This window comes from Aquabacterium sp. T101 (genome assembly GCF_057219775.1).
This window is the reverse complement of sequence record NZ_JBXVVZ010000008.1, coordinates 138,001-156,881: the sequence shown is the minus strand read 5'-3', so window position 1 is coordinate 156,881 and position 18,881 is coordinate 138,001. Positions and strand designations below refer to the sequence as shown.

General features: G+C 73.2%; 17 protein-coding genes. 3 read left to right on the top strand and 14 right to left on the bottom strand.

The genetic code is table 11. The annotated features are described in order from the left end of the window. Positions 1–3: 3 nt before the first annotated feature. The 11 genes from AC2EAQ_RS17255 to map form a co-directional block, all read right to left on the bottom strand. Positions 4–225, bottom strand: a complete 222-nt coding sequence (locus AC2EAQ_RS17255) for a helix-turn-helix transcriptional regulator (RefSeq protein WP_484645672.1) — start codon at positions 223–225, stop codon at positions 4–6. 3 nt (positions 226–228) lie between these two features. Next, positions 229–657 carry a hypothetical protein gene (locus AC2EAQ_RS17250; RefSeq protein ID WP_484645671.1) on the bottom strand — a complete coding sequence of 143 codons (429 nt, stop codon included), beginning with the start codon at positions 655–657 and terminating at the stop codon, positions 229–231. Between the two features lie 198 nt (positions 658–855). Then, positions 856–1,602, bottom strand: coding sequence for a LytR/AlgR family response regulator transcription factor (locus tag AC2EAQ_RS17245; RefSeq protein WP_484645670.1), 747 nt, complete (start codon positions 1,600–1,602; stop codon positions 856–858). Further along, entirely contained in the window at positions 1,580–2,677 is a 1,098-nt protein-coding gene (locus tag AC2EAQ_RS17240; RefSeq protein ID WP_484645669.1) for a histidine kinase, read from the bottom strand. Before AC2EAQ_RS17240 ends, AC2EAQ_RS17245 begins: the two co-directional genes overlap by 23 nt. After that, on the bottom strand, positions 2,674–3,774 hold the full coding sequence (locus AC2EAQ_RS17235) for a sensor histidine kinase (protein ID WP_484645668.1): 1,101 nt from the start codon (positions 3,772–3,774) through the stop codon (positions 2,674–2,676). The genes AC2EAQ_RS17240 and AC2EAQ_RS17235 overlap by 4 nt, the downstream gene beginning before the upstream one ends. A 28-nt stretch (positions 3,775–3,802) precedes the next feature. Next, positions 3,803–4,255 (bottom strand): hypothetical protein, encoded by a 453-nt coding sequence (locus AC2EAQ_RS17230; protein ID WP_484645666.1) that lies wholly within the window; start codon positions 4,253–4,255, stop codon positions 3,803–3,805. Between the two features lie 142 nt (positions 4,256–4,397). Beyond that, positions 4,398–4,610: a DUF2788 domain-containing protein gene (locus AC2EAQ_RS17225; protein ID WP_484645665.1), complete on the bottom strand. Its 213-nt coding sequence runs from the start codon at positions 4,608–4,610 to the stop codon at positions 4,398–4,400. Next, on the bottom strand, positions 4,610–5,374 hold the full coding sequence (locus tag AC2EAQ_RS17220) for a DUF2189 domain-containing protein (protein ID WP_484645664.1): 765 nt from the start codon (positions 5,372–5,374) through the stop codon (positions 4,610–4,612). The genes AC2EAQ_RS17225 and AC2EAQ_RS17220 overlap by 1 nt, the downstream gene beginning before the upstream one ends. Before the next feature lie 60 nt (positions 5,375–5,434). Further along, the gene (gene mnmH / locus AC2EAQ_RS17215) at positions 5,435–6,499 is read right to left on the bottom strand and encodes a tRNA 2-selenouridine(34) synthase MnmH (RefSeq protein ID WP_484645663.1); all 1,065 of its coding nucleotides are present in this window, start codon (positions 6,497–6,499) and stop codon (positions 5,435–5,437) included. Next, complete coding sequence (locus AC2EAQ_RS17210; protein ID WP_484645662.1) at positions 6,496–9,108, bottom strand: [protein-PII] uridylyltransferase; 2,613 nt, start codon at positions 9,106–9,108, stop codon at positions 6,496–6,498. The genes mnmH and AC2EAQ_RS17210 overlap by 4 nt, the downstream gene beginning before the upstream one ends. A gap of 11 nt (positions 9,109–9,119) precedes the next feature. Next, positions 9,120–9,977, bottom strand: a complete 858-nt coding sequence (map, locus tag AC2EAQ_RS17205; protein ID WP_484645661.1) for a type I methionyl aminopeptidase — start codon at positions 9,975–9,977, stop codon at positions 9,120–9,122. A gap of 87 nt (positions 9,978–10,064) precedes the next feature. On the opposite strand from map, the gene purL reads away from it, so the two are divergent. Further along, the gene (purL, locus tag AC2EAQ_RS17200; protein ID WP_484645660.1) at positions 10,065–14,054 is read left to right on the top strand and encodes a phosphoribosylformylglycinamidine synthase; all 3,990 of its coding nucleotides are present in this window, start codon (positions 10,065–10,067) and stop codon (positions 14,052–14,054) included. 4 nt (positions 14,055–14,058) lie between these two features. Next, positions 14,059–14,823: an META domain-containing protein gene (locus tag AC2EAQ_RS17195; RefSeq protein ID WP_484645659.1), complete on the top strand. Its 765-nt coding sequence runs from the start codon at positions 14,059–14,061 to the stop codon at positions 14,821–14,823. 27 nt (positions 14,824–14,850) lie between these two features. Here the strand turns inward: AC2EAQ_RS17195 and AC2EAQ_RS17190 are convergent, their stop codons facing one another. Then, complete coding sequence (locus AC2EAQ_RS17190) at positions 14,851–15,954, bottom strand: S1C family serine protease (RefSeq protein ID WP_484645658.1); 1,104 nt, start codon at positions 15,952–15,954, stop codon at positions 14,851–14,853. A 155-nt stretch (positions 15,955–16,109) separates the two neighbouring features. On the opposite strand from AC2EAQ_RS17190, the gene AC2EAQ_RS17185 reads away from it, so the two are divergent. Continuing rightward, the gene (locus AC2EAQ_RS17185) at positions 16,110–16,964 is read left to right on the top strand and encodes a 2OG-Fe(II) oxygenase (RefSeq protein ID WP_484645657.1); all 855 of its coding nucleotides are present in this window, start codon (positions 16,110–16,112) and stop codon (positions 16,962–16,964) included. Positions 16,965–16,989: 25 nt separating this feature from the next. Here the strand turns inward: AC2EAQ_RS17185 and AC2EAQ_RS17180 are convergent, their stop codons facing one another. After that, entirely contained in the window at positions 16,990–17,472 is a 483-nt protein-coding gene (locus AC2EAQ_RS17180; protein WP_484645656.1) for a hypothetical protein, read from the bottom strand. A 106-nt stretch (positions 17,473–17,578) separates the two neighbouring features. Beyond that, positions 17,579–18,874, bottom strand: coding sequence for an MgtC/SapB family protein (locus tag AC2EAQ_RS17175; protein WP_484645655.1), 1,296 nt, complete (start codon positions 18,872–18,874; stop codon positions 17,579–17,581). Between the last annotated feature and the right edge of the window lie 7 nt (positions 18,875–18,881).

The window sequence follows — 18,881 nt, the reverse complement described above, 5'->3', positions numbered from 1 at the left end:
CTGTCAGCCTTCCTCGACGCCGAAGACGTCCTCGATGCCGGTGTCGAGCGTGCGCGCGATCAGGAAGGCCACCTCGAGAGACGGGGAGTACTTGTTGGCTTCGATGGCATTGACGGTCTGGCGGGTGACACCCACGAGGTCGGCCAGCTGCTGTTGCGTCATGCCGCCGGCCTGGGCTCGGCACTCACGGAGTCGGTTGGTCAGAACGACCTTGCGCTTGCCCACGCGCTACCGCCCGCGACGGTAGATCACCAGCTGCGAGACGATCTCCACGCCCTGCGCAAGGACCCACGAGCCGAGCAGAACATGGGCCATCACCGCGTTGCCTTGTGTCACGGGCGCGGTGCACAGCGCCAGGAAGACGCCGGTGGCAAGCACATAGGACCCGTACATGCCGCCCCTTTGCTCGATCGACCGATCCCGCTCGTCGGCGTCCGTTCTCCGATCGAGCAGGGCGATCACCACATGGCCCGCCACCAGGATCACGACGAGCACCAGCGTTGCCGCGATGAACAGGCCGGCGTGGTGTGGAAGCACGTCCTTCGCAGCCGGCGTCGACAGCATCGTCGCGAACGCGGAATAGAAGTACCCGCCGAAGGCCAGCACCAGCCCGACGAGACTGACCCAGAGGCTCTTCTCCTGAAACGACATCGACATGTGCGGACCCCTTGGATGGTGGAACGGTTGATGTATAAAAAACACGACATGGCAAGCCTACCGCCCGGCTTGCGCCGTGTCAACTATTTCGTACATCGGGGCCGATACCCGCTCTGCGCGCCTGCGGCGCGCGACGCCTCGACACGGTTGGACGTAGAGCCAACCGCCGTGCCGTGAGTGAGGTGTCTCACTACTGGGCTAGAGCTGCCGGAACCGGTGCGCGTAGGTCGCGCTCACCTCCAGCCGTTCCGGCCGCTGCTTGAGCTGCAGCTGCAGCTTGCCGCCCACGCCGCGCAGCACGCTGCGCACGGCGTTCACGTTGACCACCGTGCCGCGGTGCACCTGCCAGAACACCTCGGGGTCCAGCCGTGACAGCAGGTCCTTCAGCGGCGTGGAGATCAGCGCCTCGCCCTCGGCCGTGACCACGCTCACGTACTTGTTGTCGGCGCGGAAGTAGCTGATGTCCTCCACCGTGATCAGGCGCAGCTCGCGCCCGATCTGCACCGTGATCCAGCGCAGCGGCGCGTCGGCGCCGGGCGCCTGGGTGCGGATGCGGTCGACCAGGCCGCGCAGGTCGGTCGGCGCACTGCCCAGGCGCTGGCGCAGGCGCTGCACGGCGCGCACCAGTCGCGCCGGGTCCAGCGGCTTGAGCAGGTAGTCCACGGCGCCTTCGTCGAAGGCCTGCACCGCATAGTGGTCGAACGCGGTGATGAACACCACGTGCGCCGACGCGCCGAGGATGCGCGCCACCTCCAGCCCGTCCAGCCCGGGCATCTGCACGTCGAGGAACAGCACCTCGGGCCGGTGCTGCTCGGCCGCGGCCAGGGCGGCGTGGCCGTCGTGCACCACGGCCGCGATCTCCAGTGCCGGCCAGGCGCGCGCCAGTTCCTCGCGGATCTCGGCGGCCAGCAGCGGCTCGTCCTCAGCGATCAGGGCTCGGGTCATCGGCGGGTGCAGGCGACGCGTCGGCGTCGGCCTGGTAGTCGGTGTCGATGTGCAGGGCCGGCGGATCGGTCAGCCGCACGGCCAGGCGGGCGTGCGTGCCGTGCACGGCGGCCAGACGCTGCTGCAGCACGACGGTGTCCAGCGAGGCCAGCGCCTGCACTGCCACCGCGGTGGGCGGCTGCGGCGCGATCGCCAGCCGCAGCCGGTCGCCCGCGCGCAGGGCGCCGAGCTGCCACTGCACGCCGGGCGCGTCGCCGGCCAGGCGGCGCAAGGCCGGCAGCAGCACCAGCGGTGCCAGCCGGGCGCGGCCGGCCTCGTCGTCCATCTGCGTGGTCAGGCGCGGCGGCAGCAGCGCGGACGCGTCGCCGGCGTGGCCGTAGGCGCGCACCAGCGCCACCTCGCGGGCCACGGTCGACGCGGTGGCACCGGCGGCGGGTTGCATGGCGCGCAGCAGCGAGATCAGGTCGCCCAGGCGGCGCTCGGCGGTGTCCGTGGCGTCGTCGAGCAGCGCGCGCACGCGCTTGAGCGCGTCGAACAGGAACTGCGGTTCCACGCGCGCCTGCAGCGCCAGCAGGCGCGCCGACTGCACCAGCTGCTCCTGGCGCACCCGCGCCAGCTCGGCGCGCTGCACCCGGGCCAGCGTCTCCTGGGCACGCCGCCAGTGGGCGTAGGCCACGGTGGCTACGGAGAACGGCAGCAGCTGCGACATGGCCAGCATCCAGTCGTCGCCGCTCTTCCAGTCGGTGTCGCCGCCGATCAGCGGAAACAGCAGTGGCCCGATCACCCACACGCCGATGGCGATGACGCCCAGCACCGCCAGCGAATAGGCCAGCCACGCCGGCTGGCCGTCGGCCACGGCGCGGTCGGCCACCCGCACCGCGAACACATAGGTCAGGCCGAACTCGAACACGTTGTAGACCCACGAGCGCAGGAACGGGAAGCCGGGGCCGAAGAACAGCATGCCGCCCATGTTGAACAGCGCCAGCGAACCGACCACCACGCCCAGGCCGGTGTGGCGCCAGCTCCACTCGCGCAGCGTGGCGCCGACCCAGGTGCGCCAGCCCGGGGCCGTCACGGCGCGGGCTCCGGCAGCGTCACGGTGGCCACCACGCCGCGAGGCTCGTTCACGGCCAGTGCCAGCGTGGCGGCAGGGCCGTAGGTCTGCCGCAGGCGGGCGCGCAGGTTGGCCAGGCCGGTGCCGTGGCCGCTGCCGCTGCCCATGCCCTGGCCGTCGTCGGCCACCGTGAGCACCAGGCGGCCGGGCTCCAGGCGCGCGCGCACCTGCACCGTGCCGCCTTCCACGCGCGGCTGCAGGCCGTGCTTGAGCGCGTTCTCCACCAGGGTCAGCAGCACCATCGGCGGCACGCTGCGGCCGGCCAATGCGTCGGGGATGTCGATCTGCGAGGCCAGGCGCGCGCCCATGCGCACCTGGTGCACGGCGAGGTAGGCCCGCACCAGGCCGGCCTCGCGGCCCAGCGTGGTGTGCTCGTCGCGCAGCTGCGGCAGGGCCTCTTCCAGGTAGCGCAGCAGGTCGGTCAGCAGCGTGCGCGCGGCCGGCGCGTCGGTGCGCATCAGGCGCCGCACGTTGGCCAGCGCGTTGAACAGGAAGTGCGGTTCCGACTGGGCCTGCAGCAGTTGCAGCCGCGCGCTGTCGAGCTCGCGCTCCAGGCCCAGGCGGCGCAGTTCGGCGTCGCCCAGCGCCAGGGCCGCGTCACGGCTGCGCTCGGCGAAGTGGTGCGCCAGCACCAGCAGCGCGGCAAAGCTCAGGTTCCAGGCCAGCAGCATGCGCAGGTCGGCCGCCTTGATGACGTCCGGCTCGCGCAGCACATGCACGCCCGCGTGCACGGCCAGCCCGGCCAGCGCGCAGCCGGCGGTCAGCAGCGCGAGGCGGCCGCGGGTGGCCGCCCCGGCGCGCGACGCGTGCACGAGGCGGTAGCCGGTGCCGACGATGCTGAGCATCAGCCACGCGGCGAGGAACTGCGCGAGCAGCGTGCCCAGCACCGCCAGCACCGCGCTCGACGGCGACTGCCACTGGAAGACGATGTGGCCCGACTCGATGTAGAAGGTGGTCACCACCGCCAGCAGCGCGGCCATCGGCAGCCGGCGCAGGGCCGCGCCGCTGTCCGGTGCCGCTGGGCGCGGAGGGGCGGGGGGCGTCGCGGCCAGGGTCATCGGCAGGGCGGGCGGGGCATCGACCCCATCATCGCGCAGCGGCGCTGGCCGCGACAAGGCTGGGCGCGGCGGTCTGCCCGGCCGTGAGGCGCTCGAACGGGTCGACGAACCGCACGCGCAGCGCCACGGTCATCGGGGCGGCCGAGGCGCCGGCATCGCACTGCAAGGCCCGCACGGCGCGGCGCAGGGCCCGCGTGTACGGGGCCGGGCCGGCGCCGGTGCGCACGTCGGCCACGGTGCCCTGGTGCAGGTCGAAGCGCACGTCGACCACGGCGGGCCGGGCCTCCTGCCGCGCCACGGCGGCCAGCGCGTCGCCGAGTTCGGCGTCGATGCCGGGGCACAGCGCGCGCACGTCGGTGCGCAGCGGCGCGCCGCCGCGCACTTCCACCTGCTGCGGGACGGTCTGGGCGACGGCCGGGCCGGCCACGGCGGCGGCCAGCGCGAGGGTGGCGAGAAGGGGGCGCAGGGACGATGTGTTCATGGGGCTCTCCGGGGTTGACGACGGAGCGCACCGTAGGCCGCCGGGCCGTGCGGGCGAAGCGGTTCCGGACGAACCGGCCCGCGGGGCGGACGAATCGCGCCGGTGGCCCGACGGATCCGGGCCGGTTCAGCCGCTCAGCCGGTCAGACGCCGGCCATGAACCACTTGATCATGCCCTTGGCGATGAAGCCGATCATGCCAAAGCCCAGCACCAGAAAGAGCACGAAGGTGCCCATGCGGCCGGCCTTGGACTCGCGCGAGAGCTGCCAGATGATGAAGAACATGTAGCCGATGAACGCGGTGACGCCGAAGGTCATGCCGAACCACGCGATCTGCTCCTCGTCGTAGCCGAACATCAGGCGTCTCCGCCGGTGCCGGTGCAGTCGCGGTAGGCGTGCCAGCTGGCGTGCGCCAGCAGCGGCACCACCGGCACCAGGCCCACCAGCAGCGTGGCCATGCCCGCCACGGTGAGCGCCATCACGAGGAACGCCCACAGCGCCATCGGCAGCGGATGCGCCAGCACCACGCGCCAGCTCGCCAGCACCGCGTCGAGCACGCGCACCGGGCGGTCGAGCAGCATCGGGATTGCGATCACGCTGCTGGCGAACACCGGCGCGGCCAGCGCGCCGCCCAGCAGCACCCATCCCTCGAACACCCAGCCGCGCTCGGCCAGCACCACGTGGCGCACGAAGTCGGCCGGCGTGTCCACCACGCCGGGCACGAAAAAGTTGACGAAGGACGCCGACGTGAGCACCCAGCCGGTGCCGGCCAGGGCCAGCAGCGCGCCGAAGCGCATCAGCCGGTGCGCCTGTGCGCCGCGCGGCCACCACGCGGCGATGGCGGTGCGCATGGTGCCGGCCGCGCCGCCGCCGTCGCCGGCTTCCAGCGTACGGCTCACCGCGTACAGGCCGGTGGCCAGCACCGGCGCCACCAGCAGGAAGCCGCTGAAGGCGCCGGCCAGCCACCAGAAGCGGTCGTGCAGCAGCGAGAACACGAAGGCGCCGAACAGCGCCAGCGTGAGGCCGTGCGACAGGCCCGGCCAGGGCGCGCGGGCGAGGTCGCGCGCACCGAGGGCGAGCCAGCGCAGGGGGGAGGCCAGGGTCAGCGGTGGAGGCGGCATCGGCCGATGATGCCGCGCCGCGCCCGCTGCGGGCTTGATCTGCGTCGGGTGAGGCGGGTGTCAGCCCAGCCGCGCGACCAGCTCGGCGGCCGCGCGGGCCATCGTGGCCGGCTGGCCGTCGGCCACTTCCAGCGGCAGCGCCTGCGCGGCACCGGCGAAGTTGCGCTCGGTGGACTTGAGGTACAGCGGGTCGTAGTGGTGCTGCATCAGGTCGGCGAACAGGCCGGCCCAGTCGCCGGCGCGCGCCTGCGCCTGCCAGGCCGCCACGGTGGCCTTGCCGCGCAGTTCCACCAGCGCGTCGAGGTGGCCGCAGAAGCGATCCACCTGCTGCGCGTAGAAGCCGTACTCCTGCAGCAGCAGCTGTACGCGCGCGGCGTCGGGCATCTGCACCATGACGCAGCGGCCATGCGCGCGCATGCGCTCGATCAGCGCCTCGGGCAGGTGCACCTGGCCGATGCGGCGGCTTTCGCTTTCCACCCACACCGGGCGCGCCGGGTCGAGCGCGGCCATCTCGTGCCACAGCGCCATGTCGAAGGCCTTCTGCGACGGCTGCTCGCCATGCGCCAGGCCGCCCAGCACGCTGCCGCGGTGCCGCGCCAGCGCCTCCAGGTCGAGCACCTGCGCGCCGGCCGCGCGCAGCGCCTGCAGCAGGCGGGTCTTGCCGCTGCCGGTGCGGCCGCACACCACGTTGAACTGCAGCTGCGCCGGGCGCGTGGCCAGCGTGTCGCGCACCACGCCGCGGAAGGCCTTGTAGCCGCCCTGAAGCACGTTGACGCGGAACCCCACCTGGCCCAGGAACCACGACAGCGCGCCGCTGCGCTGGCCGCCGCGCCAGCAGTACACCAGCGGGTGCCAGTTCGGCGGCTTGTCCTGCGCATGCGCTTCCAGGTGCTCGGCGATGCGCCGCGCCACCATCGCGGCGCCGCGCTTGCGTGCGTCGAAGGCGGAAATCTGCTTGTACTCGGTGCCCACGACGCGTCGCTCGTCGTCGTCGAGCACCGGCCAGTTGACGGCGCCGGGCAGGTGGTCCTCGGCGTACTCGCCCGGCGAGCGGGCGTCGATGATGGCGTCGAAGCTGCCGAGGGCGGCCGCGGCTTCGTCTGCGGTGACTGTGCGGACGCTCACGCCGGCGCCGCCAGCGTGTCGAGCAGCTCGCTCTCGATGGCGATCTGGGTGCGGTTGTGCTGCAGCTCGGCGCCGTCGACGAGGAAGGTGTCCTCCACGCGCTCGCCCAGCGTGCTGATCTTGGCCAGCTGCAGGTTGATGCGGTGCCGCGCCAGCACCCGCGCGATGCCGTAGAGCAGGCCGGTGCGGTCGCTGGCGCTGACGGACAGGATCCAGCGCTGCGCGCGCTCGTCCGGGCGGAGCGTGATGCGCGGCGTGACCGGGAAGCTCTTGACGCGCCGCGACACGCGGCCGCGGCGCGGCTCGGGCAGCGGGCCGGTGGCCACCAGCGCGCCGAGCAGCTGGGTTTCCACCAGCGAGATCAGGTCGCGGTAGCCGGCGCCGTCGTCCACGTTCGGATGCACGAGCTGGAAGGTGTCCAGGCCGTAGCCGGCGCGCGTGGTGTGCACCTTGGCGTCGAGCACCGAGAAGCCGGCGTTGTCGAAGTAGCCGCAGATGCGGGCGAACACGTCGGGCACGTCGGGCGTGTACACCACCACCTGCAGGCCCTCGCCCACCGACGACGCGCGCGCATGCACCACCGGCACCTCGGTCTTCACGTGGCGCCACAGCACGCGCGCGTGCCAGGCGATGTCGGCCGGGTCGTGGCGCATGAAGTAGCCCACGTCGAGCGTGTCCCACAGCGGCTTCTCGGTGTCGGGCAGCTGCGAGGCCAGCGCCAGCAGCGCGCGCGCCTCGGCCTTGCGCGACTCGACCTCGGTCTCCACCGTGGGCCGCACGCCGCCGTCCTTGGCGTTGACCGAGCGCAGCGCCAGGCGGAACAGGTCCTCCAGCAGCTTGCCCTTCCAGGCGTTCCACACCTTCGGGCTGGTGCCGCGGATGTCGGCCACGGTCAGCAGGTACAGCGCGGTGAGCGTGCGCTCGTCGCGCACCTGGGCCGCGAAGGCCGCGATCACGTCGGGGTCGGACAGGTCCTCCTTCTGGGCCACGTGGCTCATCGTGAGGTGGTGCCGCACCAGGAACTCGATCAGGCGCGCGTCCTCGCCGTCGATGCCGTGGTCGCGGCAGAAGCGCCGCACCTCGGTGCCGCCGAGCTGGGAGTGGTCGCCGCCGCGGCCCTTGGCCACGTCGTGGAACAGCGCCGCCACCAGCAGCACGTAGGGCCGCTCGAAGCGCGACGCGAGCTGCGAGCAGAAGGGGTACTCGTGCGCGTGCTCGGGGATGAAAAAGCGGCGCACGTTGCGCACCACCATCAGGATGTGCTGGTCCACCGTGTAGACGTGGAACAGGTCGTGCTGCATCTGGCCCACGATGCGGCGGAACACCCACAGGTAGCGACCCAGCACCGAGGTCTGGTTCATCAGCCGCATCACGTGCGTCTGGCCCATCGGCTGGCGCAGGATCTCGATGAAGCGTGCGCGGTTCACGGGGTCGCGCCGGAAGCGGCCGTCCATCGTGTTGCGCGCGTTGTACAGCGCGCGCAGCGTGCGTGCCGACAGGCCCTTGAGCCCCGGGTGCTGCTGGTAGACGAGGAAGGTCTCCAGGATGGCATGCGGCTCGCGCTGGTACAGGTCGTCGGACGCCACCTCGATCAGGCCGTTGCGGTCGAGGAAGCGCTCGTTGATAGGCCGCATCGGCGCTTCCTCGCTGCCGAGGATGCGCTCCTCGATGTTGAGCAGCAGGATCTGGTTGAGCTGCGCCACCGCCTTGGCGGCCCAGTAGTAGCGCCGCATCAGCAGCTCGGACACGCGCTGGCCCTCGCTGGGCTTGAGGCCGAAGCTGTGCGCCACGGCGGTCTGCAGGTCGAACACCAGCCGGTCCTCGCGCCGGCCGGCGATGGCGTGCAGCCGGGCGCGGATCATCTTGAGCACGCCCTCGTTGCGCTGCAGCTGCTTCACCTCGAACGGCGTGGCCAGGCCCTTGGCGCCGAGCTCGGCCCAGCTGCGGCCCAGGCCGGCGGCGCGCGCCACCCACAGCAGCACCTGCAGGTCGCGCAGGCCGCCCGGGCTTTCCTTGCAGTTGGGCTCCAGCGAGTAGGGCGTGTCCTCGTACTTGGTGTGGCGCTGGCGCATTTCCAGCGTCTTGGCGCGCAGGAAGGCGCGCGGGTCCATGTCGGCGCCCAGGCGCTGGCGCAGCGCGACGAACAGCTTGCGCGAGCCGGCGACGTGGCGGCTTTCCAGCAGCGCGGTCTGCACCGTCACGTCGCGCGCGGATTCCTGCGCGCACTCGTCGATGGTGCGCACCGACGAGCCGATCTCCAGGCCGATGTCCCAGCAGGCGGTGATGAAGCGCTCGATCGCCGGCCGCACCGCCTCGGTGTCCTGGCCGTCGGGCAGCAGCACCAGCACGTCCACGTCCGAGTGCGGGAACAGCTCGCCGCGGCCGTAGCCGCCCACCGCCACCAGGGCGGCGCCGGGCGGCATCAGGCTGGCGATCCACAGCTCGGTGAGGGTGGCGTCCACCAGGCGCGCCATGCCGCGGATCAGCGTGATGGCCGCCTGCGCGCTGGGCCGCGCGGCGGCGAAGGCTTCGAGCAGCGCGTTCTTGCTCGAGCCCAGCTGGAGCCGCATGCGCGACAGGGCCTGCGCCGGCTGCGGTACGGCCGACATCGGCAGCGGCCTCAGGCGGTGACGGTCGGCGACGCGACGCGGCCGTAGCCCGCGGGGGCGAAGGCAGGCGGCGGCGGGCTGCCGGCGGACACGGTCAGCACCTCGTAGCCGGTGTCGGTGACGACCACCGTGTGCTCCCACTGGGCCGACAGCGAGCGGTCCTTGGTGACGATGGTCCAGCCGTCGTACTGGCCGCCCTTGCGGTCCTCGCGGATGTCGCGCTTGCCGGCGTTGATCATCGGCTCGATGGTGAACACCATGCCGGGCACCAGCTCCTCGAGCGTGCCGGGGCGGCCGTAGTGCAGCACCTGCGGCTCCTCGTGGAAGCGCTTGCCGATGCCGTGGCCGCAGAACTCGCGCACCACGGAAAAGCCCGCGTTCTCGGCGAAGACCTGGATCGCGTGGCCGATGTCGCCCAGCCGCGCCCCCGGGCGCACCTTGACGATGCCCTTCCACATGGCCTCGAAGGTGACCTGGCACAGGCGGCGCGCGGCGATGCTGCCGTCGCCCACCACGTACATGCGGCTGTTGTCGCCGTGCCAGCCTTCCCTGGTGATCACGGTGACGTCGATGTTGACGATGTCGCCGTTCTTGAGCGGGCGCTCGGCCGGCACGCCGTGGCACACCTCGTGGTTGACCGATGTGCACAGCGACGCCGGGTAGGGCGGGTAGCCCGGCGGCGAGTAGTTCAGCGTGGCCGGCGTCGTGCCCTGCACGCCCACCATGTAGTCGTGCGCGAGCTTGTCGATCTGCAGCGTGGTGATGCCCGGCACGATGTGCGGCGCAAGGAAGTCCAGCACTTCGGAGGCCAGGCGGCCGGCCACGCGCATCTCGTCGATGTCGGCGGGCGTCTTGAGGGTGATGCTCATCGGGCGCGGATTATCCCACCCGGCCCGTAAAATCGCGGCCTTCCGTCCCCAAGCCCGCGCCGTCCGCGCGCCGCCCCCCACCCCCGCATGACTTCCGCCCCCAAGCACCTGCTGCACTTCGAGGGCGGCAACGCCCTGTCCGCCTTCCGCGCCCAGGGCCTGCTGGCCCGGCTGGCCGGGGCCTGCCCGCGGATCACGGGCGTCACGGCGCGCCATGTGCACTGGGCCTGGAGCGACGCCCCGCTGGACCGCGCGGCGCAGGACAAGCTGGCCGCGCTGCTGACCTACGGCGACCCGGCCCCGGCCGCGGCCGACGGCGAGGTGGTTCTGGTGATGCCGCGCCTGGGCACCGTGTCGCCGTGGGCCAGCAAGGCCACCGACATCGCCCACAACTGCGGCCTGGCGCTGCATCGGGTGGAGCGGGTCACCGAGTACCGGCTGCAGGTCAAGGCCGGCCTGCTGGGCGCGGGCAAGGCGCTGTCGGCCGACGAGCTGGCCGCCGCCGCCGCGCTGCTGCACGACCGCATGACCGAGAGCGTGGCCTTCGGCCCCGGCGCGCGCGAGCAGGCGCGCCACCTGTTCGACGAGCGGCAGGCCGAGCCGATGGCCCTGGTGGACGTGCTCGGCGCCGGGCGCTCGGCGCTGGAGCAGGCCAACACGGCCTTCGGCCTGGCGCTGTCGGACGACGAGATCGACTACCTGGTCGCCGCCTTCCGCGGCCTCGCGCGCAACCCGACCGACGTCGAGCTGATGATGTTCGCGCAGGCCAACAGCGAGCACTGCCGGCACAAGATATTCAACGCCGACTTCACCATCGACGGCCGGCGCGAGCCGCTGTCGATGTTCGGCATGATCCGCCACACCGAGAAGACCTCGCCGCAGCACACGGTGATCGCCTATGCCGACAACGCCGCCGTGATGGAAGGCGGGCCGGTGCAGCGCTGGCTGCCGCAGGGCTTCACCAACGCGCCGCCCTACGGCCCGCGCGAGGGCACGGCCCATGTGCTGATGAAGGTGGAGACGCACAACCACCCCACCGCCATCTCGCCCCATCCCGGTGCGTCCACCGGTGCCGGCGGCGAGATCCGCGACGAGGGCGCCACCGGCCGCGGCGCGCGGCCCAAGGCGGGCCTGACGGGCTTTTCGGTCAGCAACCTGCACCTGCCGGGCACCGACGAGCCCTGGGAGCGCCACCCGGTCGGGCGCCCCGGCCACATCGCCAGCGCGCTGCAGATCATGACCGAGGGCCCGCTCGGTGGCGCCGCGTTCAACAACGAGTTCGGCCGGCCCAACCTGGGCGGCTACTTCCGCGTCTTCGAGCAGGACGTGGCCGGCGTGCGCCGCGGCTACCACAAGCCGATCATGATCGCGGGGGGCCTGGGAAGCATCGACGCCGGGCAGACGGCCAAGGTGAGCTTCCCGGCCGGCACGCTGCTGGTGCAGCTCGGCGGCCCGGGCATGCGCATCGGCATGGGCGGCGGCGCGGCCAGCTCGATGGCCGCCGGCACCAATGCCGCGGCGCTCGACTTCGACAGCGTGCAGCGCGGCAACCCGGAGATCCAGCGTCGCGCGCAGGAGGTCATCAACCACTGCTGGGCGCTGGGCGAGCGCAACCCGATCCTGGCCATCCACGACGTCGGCGCCGGCGGCATCAGCAATGCCTTCCCCGAGCTGGTGGACGGCGCGGGCAAGGGTGCGCGCTTCGACCTGTCGAAGGTGCCGCTCGAGGAGACCGGTCTCGCGCCGAAGGAGATCTGGTGCAACGAGAGCCAGGAACGCTACGTGATGGCGGTCGACCCCGCGCTGCTGCCGCTGTTCGAGCAGATGTGCGAGCGCGAGCGCTGCCCGTTCGCGGTGGTCGGCGTGGCCACCGACGAGCCGCGCCTGGTGCTGGCCGACGAGCGCACGCAGGCCATCGACATGCCGATGGACGTGCTGCTGGGCAAGCCGCCGAAGATGCACCGCGACGTGGCCCGCGTGGCGCGCCGCGAGGCGCCGCTGGACCTCACCGGCGTGAAGCTGGAGCTGGTGGCGTTCGACGTGCTGCGTCACCCCACGGTGGCCAGCAAGCGCTTCCTCGTCACCATCGGTGACCGCACCGTCGGCGGCCTGAACCACCGCGACCCGATGGTGGGCCCATGGCAGGTGCCGGTGGCCGACTGCGCGGTGACGCTGGCCGACTACCGCGGGCTGCGCGGCGAGGCCATGGCCATGGGCGAGCGCACGCCGCTGGCGTCGCTGGACGCGCCGGCCTCGGGCCGCATGGCGGTGGCCGAGGCCGTCACCAACCTGCTCGCCGCGCCGATCGAGCTGTCGCGCGTGAAGCTGTCGTGCAACTGGATGGCCGCCTGCGGCGAGCCCGGCGAGGACGCCGCGCTGTACGACACCGTGCGCGCCGTGGGCCTGGAGCTGTGCCCGGCGCTGGGCATCGGCGTGCCGGTGGGCAAGGATTCGCTGTCGATGAAGACGCGCTGGTCCGACGGCGGCACCACGCGCCAGGTCACGGCGCCGGTGTCGCTGGTGGTCACCGCCTTCGCCACGCTGGACGACGTGAGCGGCACGCTGACGCCGCAGCTGCAGCCGGGCGACACCACGCTGATCGCGGTGGACCTGGGCCAGGGCCGCATGCGGCTGGGCGGGTCGATGCTGGCCCAGGTGCTGGGCCGCTTCGGCGACGAGGTGCCCGACCTCGACGCCGGCGCCGGCGCGGCGCAGCTCAAGGCGCTGGTGGCGGCGGTGAACGTGCTGCGCGCCGACGGCCGCCTGCTGGCCTACCACGACCGCAGCGACGGCGGCCTGTGGGCCGCGGTGTGCGAGATGGCCTTCGCCGGCCACGTCGGCGTGAGCCTGAACGTCGACCTGCTGGTGACCGAGGGCGACGGCATCGCCGACAGCCGCGCCGAGTACGGCGATTCCAAGAACTGGGCCACGCAGGTGGGCGAGCGTCGCAACGAGCGCACGCTGGCGGCGCTGTTCAACGAGGAGATCGGCGTCGTGCTGCAGGTGCGCAGCGCCGACCGCGACGCCGTGATGGGCGTGCTGCGCGCGCACGGCCTGTCACGACACGCCCACGTGATCGGCAAGCCCAACGACCGCGGCGTGGTGGAGGTGTGGCGCGACGCGAAGGCGATCTTCAGCGCGCCGCTGCGCGACCTGCACCAGGCCTGGGACGAGGTGAGCTGGCGCATCGCGCGCCTGCGCGACAACCCCGCCTGCGCCGACATGGAGCATGACGCCGCCGGCCGTGCCGACGACACCGGGCTGCACCTGCATCTGACCTTCGACCCGTCCGAGGGCGCGCCGGCCTACGTGAAGCGGCCCAAGGTGGCGATCCTGCGCGAGCAGGGCGTCAACTCGCATGTCGAGATGAGCTACGCCCTGCATGCGGCGGGCTTCGACACCTTCGACGTGCACATGACCGACCTGCAGGCCGGCCGCGCGCGGCTGGACCAGTTCATCGGCTTCGTCGCCTGCGGCGGCTTCTCCTACGGCGACACGCTCGGCGCCGGCGAGGGCTGGGCCCGCTCGGTGCTGTTCAACCCGGTGCTGGCCGAGCAGTTCGCGGCCTTCTTCAACCGCAGCGACAGCTTCGCGCTCGGCGTGTGCAACGGCTGCCAGATGATGGCCGCGCTGTCGCCCATCATTCCCGGCGCCTCCGACTGGCCCAAGTTCACGCGCAACCGCAGCGAGCAGTTCGAGGCCCGCCTGTCGCTGGTGGAGGTGCTGGACTCGCCGTCGATCTTCTTCACCGGCATGGCGGGCAGCCGCATCCCGGTGGCGGTGGCGCATGGCGAGGGCTATGCCGACTTCTCGCAGCGCGGCAATGCGGCCGCGGTGCGGCGCGCGATGCGCTTCGTCGACCCCGCCGGACGGCCCACCGAGGCCTACCCGGCCAATCCCAACGGCAGCCCGGACGGCCTGACCTCGGTGACCACCGCGGACGGCCGCTTCACGGTGCTGATGCCGCACCCGGAGCGGGTGTTCCGCAATGCCCAGATGAGCTGGTCGGCCGGCCCGGTGGCCGTGGCCAGCCCCTGGATGCGCATCTTCCACAACGCCCGCCGCTGGGTGGGCTGACGCCATGAATCCGCACCGCCTGCTTTCCGCCTGGGCCCTGGGTGCCGCCGCCGTGCTGGCGGCAGGCTGCGCGCAGCCCACCGCGCCCCGGGCCGCGTCCGCGCCGGTGTCCGCGCCGGCGGCGCCCACGGCGCCCGTCAGCGGCCTGTTCCGCTACATGGCCGACGCCGCGTCCATCACGCTGTGTGCCGACGGCCGGCGCCTGCCGGTGGCGATGGAAGGCGACTACCTCGCGCTCGAACGGGCCTACACGGCGCTGCCGCGCCGGGTGCCCGGCGCCGAGGTGCTGGTCACGCTCGACGCCGACGTGCAGCAGCGTCCGTCGGCGGAACCGGGCCAGCCGCCGCGCGCGTCGCTGGTGGTGCGGCGCTTCGACGGCGCCTGGCCCGGCGAGTCCTGCGGCGACCCCAAGGCCTGGACCGCCCTGCGCGGCACCTACTGGAAGGCCACGCGGCTGGCCGGGCGCCCGGTGGCGGTGTTCGAGGGCGGCACCGAACCGCATCTCTTGATGGAGCTCGGCGAACTGCGTGTGGCCGGCAGTGCCGGCTGCAACCGCTTCATGGGCACCTTCGTGCAGGAGGGCGATTCGCTGGCCTTCGGCCGGCTGTCCACGTCGCGCATGGAGTGCCCCACGGGCATGGGCCAGGAGCGGCACTTCCTCGACACGATGGACAAGGTGGCGTTCTGGAAGACCGACGGCCGCCACCTCGACCTGTTCGACAGCCAGCGCCGGCCGCTGGCGCGCTTCGAGGCCGTGGCCGGGCGCTGAGCCCGCCCGCGGTCCGGCGTCCGGGCCTTACTCGCCCGCGGCCAGCACCACCGACTGCTTGCGCGTCTGCCCGGCGCGCCACAGCGTCAGCGTCACGGTGTCGCCGGGCGAGCGGGCCTCCAGCAGCGCCAGCATCGAGTCGAGGTCCGCCACCGGCTCGTCGTTGATGGCGGTGATCACGTCGCCCTGGACCACCTCGCCGCCGCGTCCGCGGCGGAAGGGCTGCAGGCCGGCCTTGGCCGCCGGCGAGGCGTTGCCCACCTGCACCACGGGCACGCCGCGTGCCAGCTTCAGCGCGGCCACCAGGTCCGGCGGGCCCGCGGTGATGCCCAGCGCCGGCCGCACGAAGCGGCCGTCGCGGATCAGGCGCGGCACGATGCGATTGACCTCGTCCACGGGGATCGCGAAGCCGATGCCGGCGCTGGCGCCGCTCGGGCTGGCGATCTGCGTGTTGACGCCGATGAGCCGGCCCGCGGAGTCCAGCAGCGGGCCGCCGGAATTGCCCGGGTTGATCGCGGCGTCGGTCTGCACCACGCCGCGGATCGTGCGACCGTTGAAGGACTCGATCTCGCGGTTGAGCGCGCTGACGACGCCCAGTGTCAGCGTCTGGTCCAGCCCGAAGGGGTTGCCGATGGCATAGACGCGCTGGCCCACCAGCAGGTCGCGGCTGGTGCCGATGGCGATCGGCGGCAGCTTCTCGCGCGGCGCCTCGATGCGCAGCACCGCGAGGTCGCGGTCCGGGAAGGCGCCCACCAGCTTGGCCGCGTAGGTGGTCTGGTCGGCCATCGTGACGCGTGCGCCGCTGCCGCCCTGGATGACGTGGAAGTTGGTGACGACATGGCCGCGGTCGTCCCAGACGAAGCCGGTGCCGGTGCCGCGCGGCACCTGGGCCACGTTCATCGAGAACAGGTCGCGCTGGGTTTCGAGCGTGGTGATGTGCACCACCGACGGCGACACGCGGCGAAACAGTTCCACGTTGGCCTGTTCGTCGGCGGCCAGCGGGCCGCGCGGGGCGACAGCGCGCGGCGCCGAGGGGTCGCCCGTGCGCGCGTCGGCGTAGGGCGGCAGGGCCAGCAGCCATGCCAGGCCCAGCGCGACGGCACGCAGCACGGTGGAGGCATTGATCGTCATCGGTTCGGCTCCGGGGGCAAGGGGCGTGAGGAGAGGGCGCAGGCCGGGGCCCGCGCCGCGTTCGCCCCAGGTAGGGCCGGATGCCCGGTCTGCAAGGTCTGCAACAGGGCCTTCTTCCGGGTGCCGGTGGTGTCGGCCTTTGCCAAAATGGCGCCATGGCAATGACCCAAGTGATCACCCCCGAGCTGCGGCAGTGGATCGTGGCCCAGGCCCAGGCCGGCCACAAGCCCGACGACGTGCTGGCGTCGATGCGCGCCAGCGGCTGGGCCGAGGACGTGGCCCTGGCCGCGATGGAGCAGACCCTGCAGGGCTTCCTGGAGGAGCAGGCGCGGGCCCAGGGCCTGCCGACGCCGGTGCCGGTGCCCTTCGTCGACCTGTCGGACGCCCCGTCGTGGGTGGACGCCGGCGACCGCCGCGTCAACATCCTGATGTCGATGAAGCTGCCGCGCGTCATCGTGTTCGGCAGCCTGCTGTCGGACGACGAGTGCGACGCCATGATCGAGGCCGCCCGGCCTCGCATGGCCCGGTCGGAGACGGTGCAGACCGACACCGGCGGCAGCGAGGTGAACGTGGCGCGCACCAGCCGCGGCATGTTCTTCGACCGCGGCGAGAGCGAGCTGTGCCGGCGCGTCGAGGCCCGCATCGCGCGCCTGGTGAACTGGCCGGTGATCAACGGCGAGGGCCTGCAGGTGCTGCACTACCGGCCGGGCGCCGAGTACCAGCCGCACCACGACTACTTCGACCCGGCCAAGTCCGGCACGGCCAGCATCACCTCGCGCGGCGGCCAGCGCGTCGGCACGCTGGTGATGTACCTGAACACGCCCGACAAGGGCGGCGGCACGACCTTCCCGGACGTCGGCCTGGAAGTCGCACCGGTCAAGGGCAATGCGGTGTTCTTCAGCTACGACCGCCCGCACCCCGCCACCAAGACCCTGCACGGCGGCGCGCCGGTGGTGGCCGGCGAGAAGTGGGTTGCCACCAAGTGGCTGCGCGAGGGCGAGTTCCGCTAGGCGCGGTGCGGCGCGAGCCGCCGCGCTAGTCGGGGCGCCGGGGCTGCGGGCCCGGCAGGCTGCGCCCTGCGGCGATGCGGGCCCACTTGCGCTGCTCCCAGGTCTGCGGGCCTTCCATCGGCCACTGCTCGATCAGCGGCGCGATCTCGGCGCTGGGCAGGCGCAGGTAGCCGGGCCGGTGCCGGCGCAGCAGCCACAGCCCCGGTCGCACGTTGCGCGGCAACGCGGCCCGCGTGGCGTCGACCCAGTAGATGCAGCGCCGCTCGGCCCAGTACGCCTGGCGCTCGAAGTGCACCCGGCCCGCGATGCCACTGGCTGCCGGCAGGATGACATGGTCCGCGCCGACGTCGATCACCGCGAAGCCCAGGTCGCTCGGCGTGTCGCCGTGTTCGCAGGCAAGGATCACTCGGCGGATGTCGTTCGCGGCGATGCGGTCCACGACGTCGTCGTTGCGCAGCACCAGCAGGTCGGTGCCTTCCCATCGGGTGGCGAGCAGGTCGTGCGGCATGTCGGGTCGGGGCCGGTCGGGTCGGGGCGTCGAGCCTAGGCCCAGCGGGCGGCCGGGGATGTGAGCATGCGATACCAACTGCAAGCGCCGCCGGTCGGCGCCCCGGTCAGCGTGCCAGGCCGGGCAGCGCCCCATCGAGCGCGCCCGTGATGGCGGCGGTGGCGACTGCGGCCGCGGCGGACGCGGCCAGCGCGGCGGTGACGCGCCATCCGTAGGCCGCGCCGCCCGTCGCGAAGGCCACGCCGCAGCGGCTGGCGCTGTTGACGCCGAGCGCGATCAGCAGGGTCTGCAGCGCCATGGCCGTGGGCAGTCTGCCCTGGGCATGCAGGCCGAAGGCGGCGGCCAGCGGCGCGTGAGCGTCCACCAGCGCGGCCAGTGCCGTGCCGGCCCACACGCCCTGCACGCCGAACCGGCCCTGCAGCCACGACACCAGCACCGACACGCCCAGCAGCAGTGCCGCCACGCCCATCGCCTCGCGCAGCCGCAGCGGCCGCTCGCCGGGCTGCGGCAGCGCCGCTGCCGGGCCGGGCCCGGGCGCGCGGTGGCGCAGGGCCCAGCCGCCGGCCAGCAGCGCCGTCGCGGCGCCTGCCGCCGCCACCGGCACCAGGTGCGGCAACAGGGCCGGCGACGCCACCGACGCCAGCACCAGCGTCTGCAGCCACGTGGCGGCGCCCGACAGGCCGGCCGCGCCGGCCAGCTGGCGCGCCTGCGGGCCCTGCGCGTGGCGGGCGCGCGCGCCGAGCGTGGCGATGGTGGCGGTGCTGGAGACGAAGCCGCCCAGCAGCCCGGTGGCTCCCAGCGCATGGCGCTCGCCGAACAGCCGGCGCGCCGTGTGCGCCGCCGACTGGATCAGCAGGATCGCCAGCACCAGCCACGCGGCGGTGCGCGGCGCCAGGCCGCCGAAACCGGGCCAGGGCTCGGTGGGCGCCAGCGGCACGATCACCAGGGCCAGCGCGGCCAGCACCAGCGCGTCGCGCAGCTCCTCCTCGGTGAGCCATTCGGTGGCGAAGCGGTGCATGCGCTCGCGCGCGGCCAGCAGGCCCGCGAGCACGGCGCCGCAGGCGGCACCCACCGGCGGCGACACGACGCACTGCACGCCGACGAGATAGCTCACGAGCAGGGCCGCTTCGGTGGTGAGGCCGGGGTCGACCGTGGCGGCCGGCCCGCGCACGCTGCGCCAGTAGGCCAGGGCCGCCAGCGCGCCGACCGCCAGCGCACCGGCCACGACCAGCGGCCCCGGCGCGAGGTGCTGCGCCAGCGCGCCGGCCACGGTGACGAGGGCGAAGGTGCGCAGCCCGGCGGCCTCGCGGCCGGGGCCGCGGCCCTTGCGGCGCTCGCGTTCCACGCCCACCAGCAGGCCCACGCCCAGCGCCACGGCCAGGCCGATCCAGTCCGCGCTCATTGGCGCG

Bases quoted from the DNA above. Each gene is read 5' to 3' on its own strand.
- AC2EAQ_RS17225 (WP_484645665.1), bottom strand. From the start codon at position 4,610: ATGTTCGGCTACGACGAGGAGCAGATCGCGTGGTTCGGCATGACCTTC.
- AC2EAQ_RS17190 (WP_484645658.1), bottom strand. From the start codon at position 15,954: ATGACGATCAATGCCTCCACCGTGCTGCGTGCCGTCGCGCTGGGCCTG.
- AC2EAQ_RS17195 (WP_484645659.1), top strand. From the start codon at position 14,059: ATGAATCCGCACCGCCTGCTTTCCGCCTGGGCCCTGGGTGCCGCCGCC.
- map (WP_484645661.1), bottom strand. From the start codon at position 9,977: ATGAGCATCACCCTCAAGACGCCCGCCGACATCGACGAGATGCGCGTG.
- AC2EAQ_RS17180 (WP_484645656.1), bottom strand. From the start codon at position 17,472: ATGCCGCACGACCTGCTCGCCACCCGATGGGAAGGCACCGACCTGCTG.
- AC2EAQ_RS17220 (WP_484645664.1), bottom strand. From the start codon at position 5,374: ATGCCGCCTCCACCGCTGACCCTGGCCTCCCCCCTGCGCTGGCTCGCC.
- AC2EAQ_RS17230 (WP_484645666.1), bottom strand. From the start codon at position 4,255: ATGAACACATCGTCCCTGCGCCCCCTTCTCGCCACCCTCGCGCTGGCC.
- AC2EAQ_RS17235 (WP_484645668.1), bottom strand. From the start codon at position 3,774: ATGACCCTGGCCGCGACGCCCCCCGCCCCTCCGCGCCCAGCGGCACCG.
- AC2EAQ_RS17185 (WP_484645657.1), top strand. From the start codon at position 16,110: ATGGCAATGACCCAAGTGATCACCCCCGAGCTGCGGCAGTGGATCGTG.
- AC2EAQ_RS17245 (WP_484645670.1), bottom strand. From the start codon at position 1,602: ATGACCCGAGCCCTGATCGCTGAGGACGAGCCGCTGCTGGCCGCCGAG.
- AC2EAQ_RS17250 (WP_484645671.1), bottom strand. From the start codon at position 657: ATGTCGATGTCGTTTCAGGAGAAGAGCCTCTGGGTCAGTCTCGTCGGG.
- AC2EAQ_RS17210 (WP_484645662.1), bottom strand. From the start codon at position 9,108: ATGTCGGCCGTACCGCAGCCGGCGCAGGCCCTGTCGCGCATGCGGCTC.
- purL (WP_484645660.1), top strand. From the start codon at position 10,065: ATGACTTCCGCCCCCAAGCACCTGCTGCACTTCGAGGGCGGCAACGCC.
- AC2EAQ_RS17175 (WP_484645655.1), bottom strand. From the start codon at position 18,874: ATGAGCGCGGACTGGATCGGCCTGGCCGTGGCGCTGGGCGTGGGCCTG.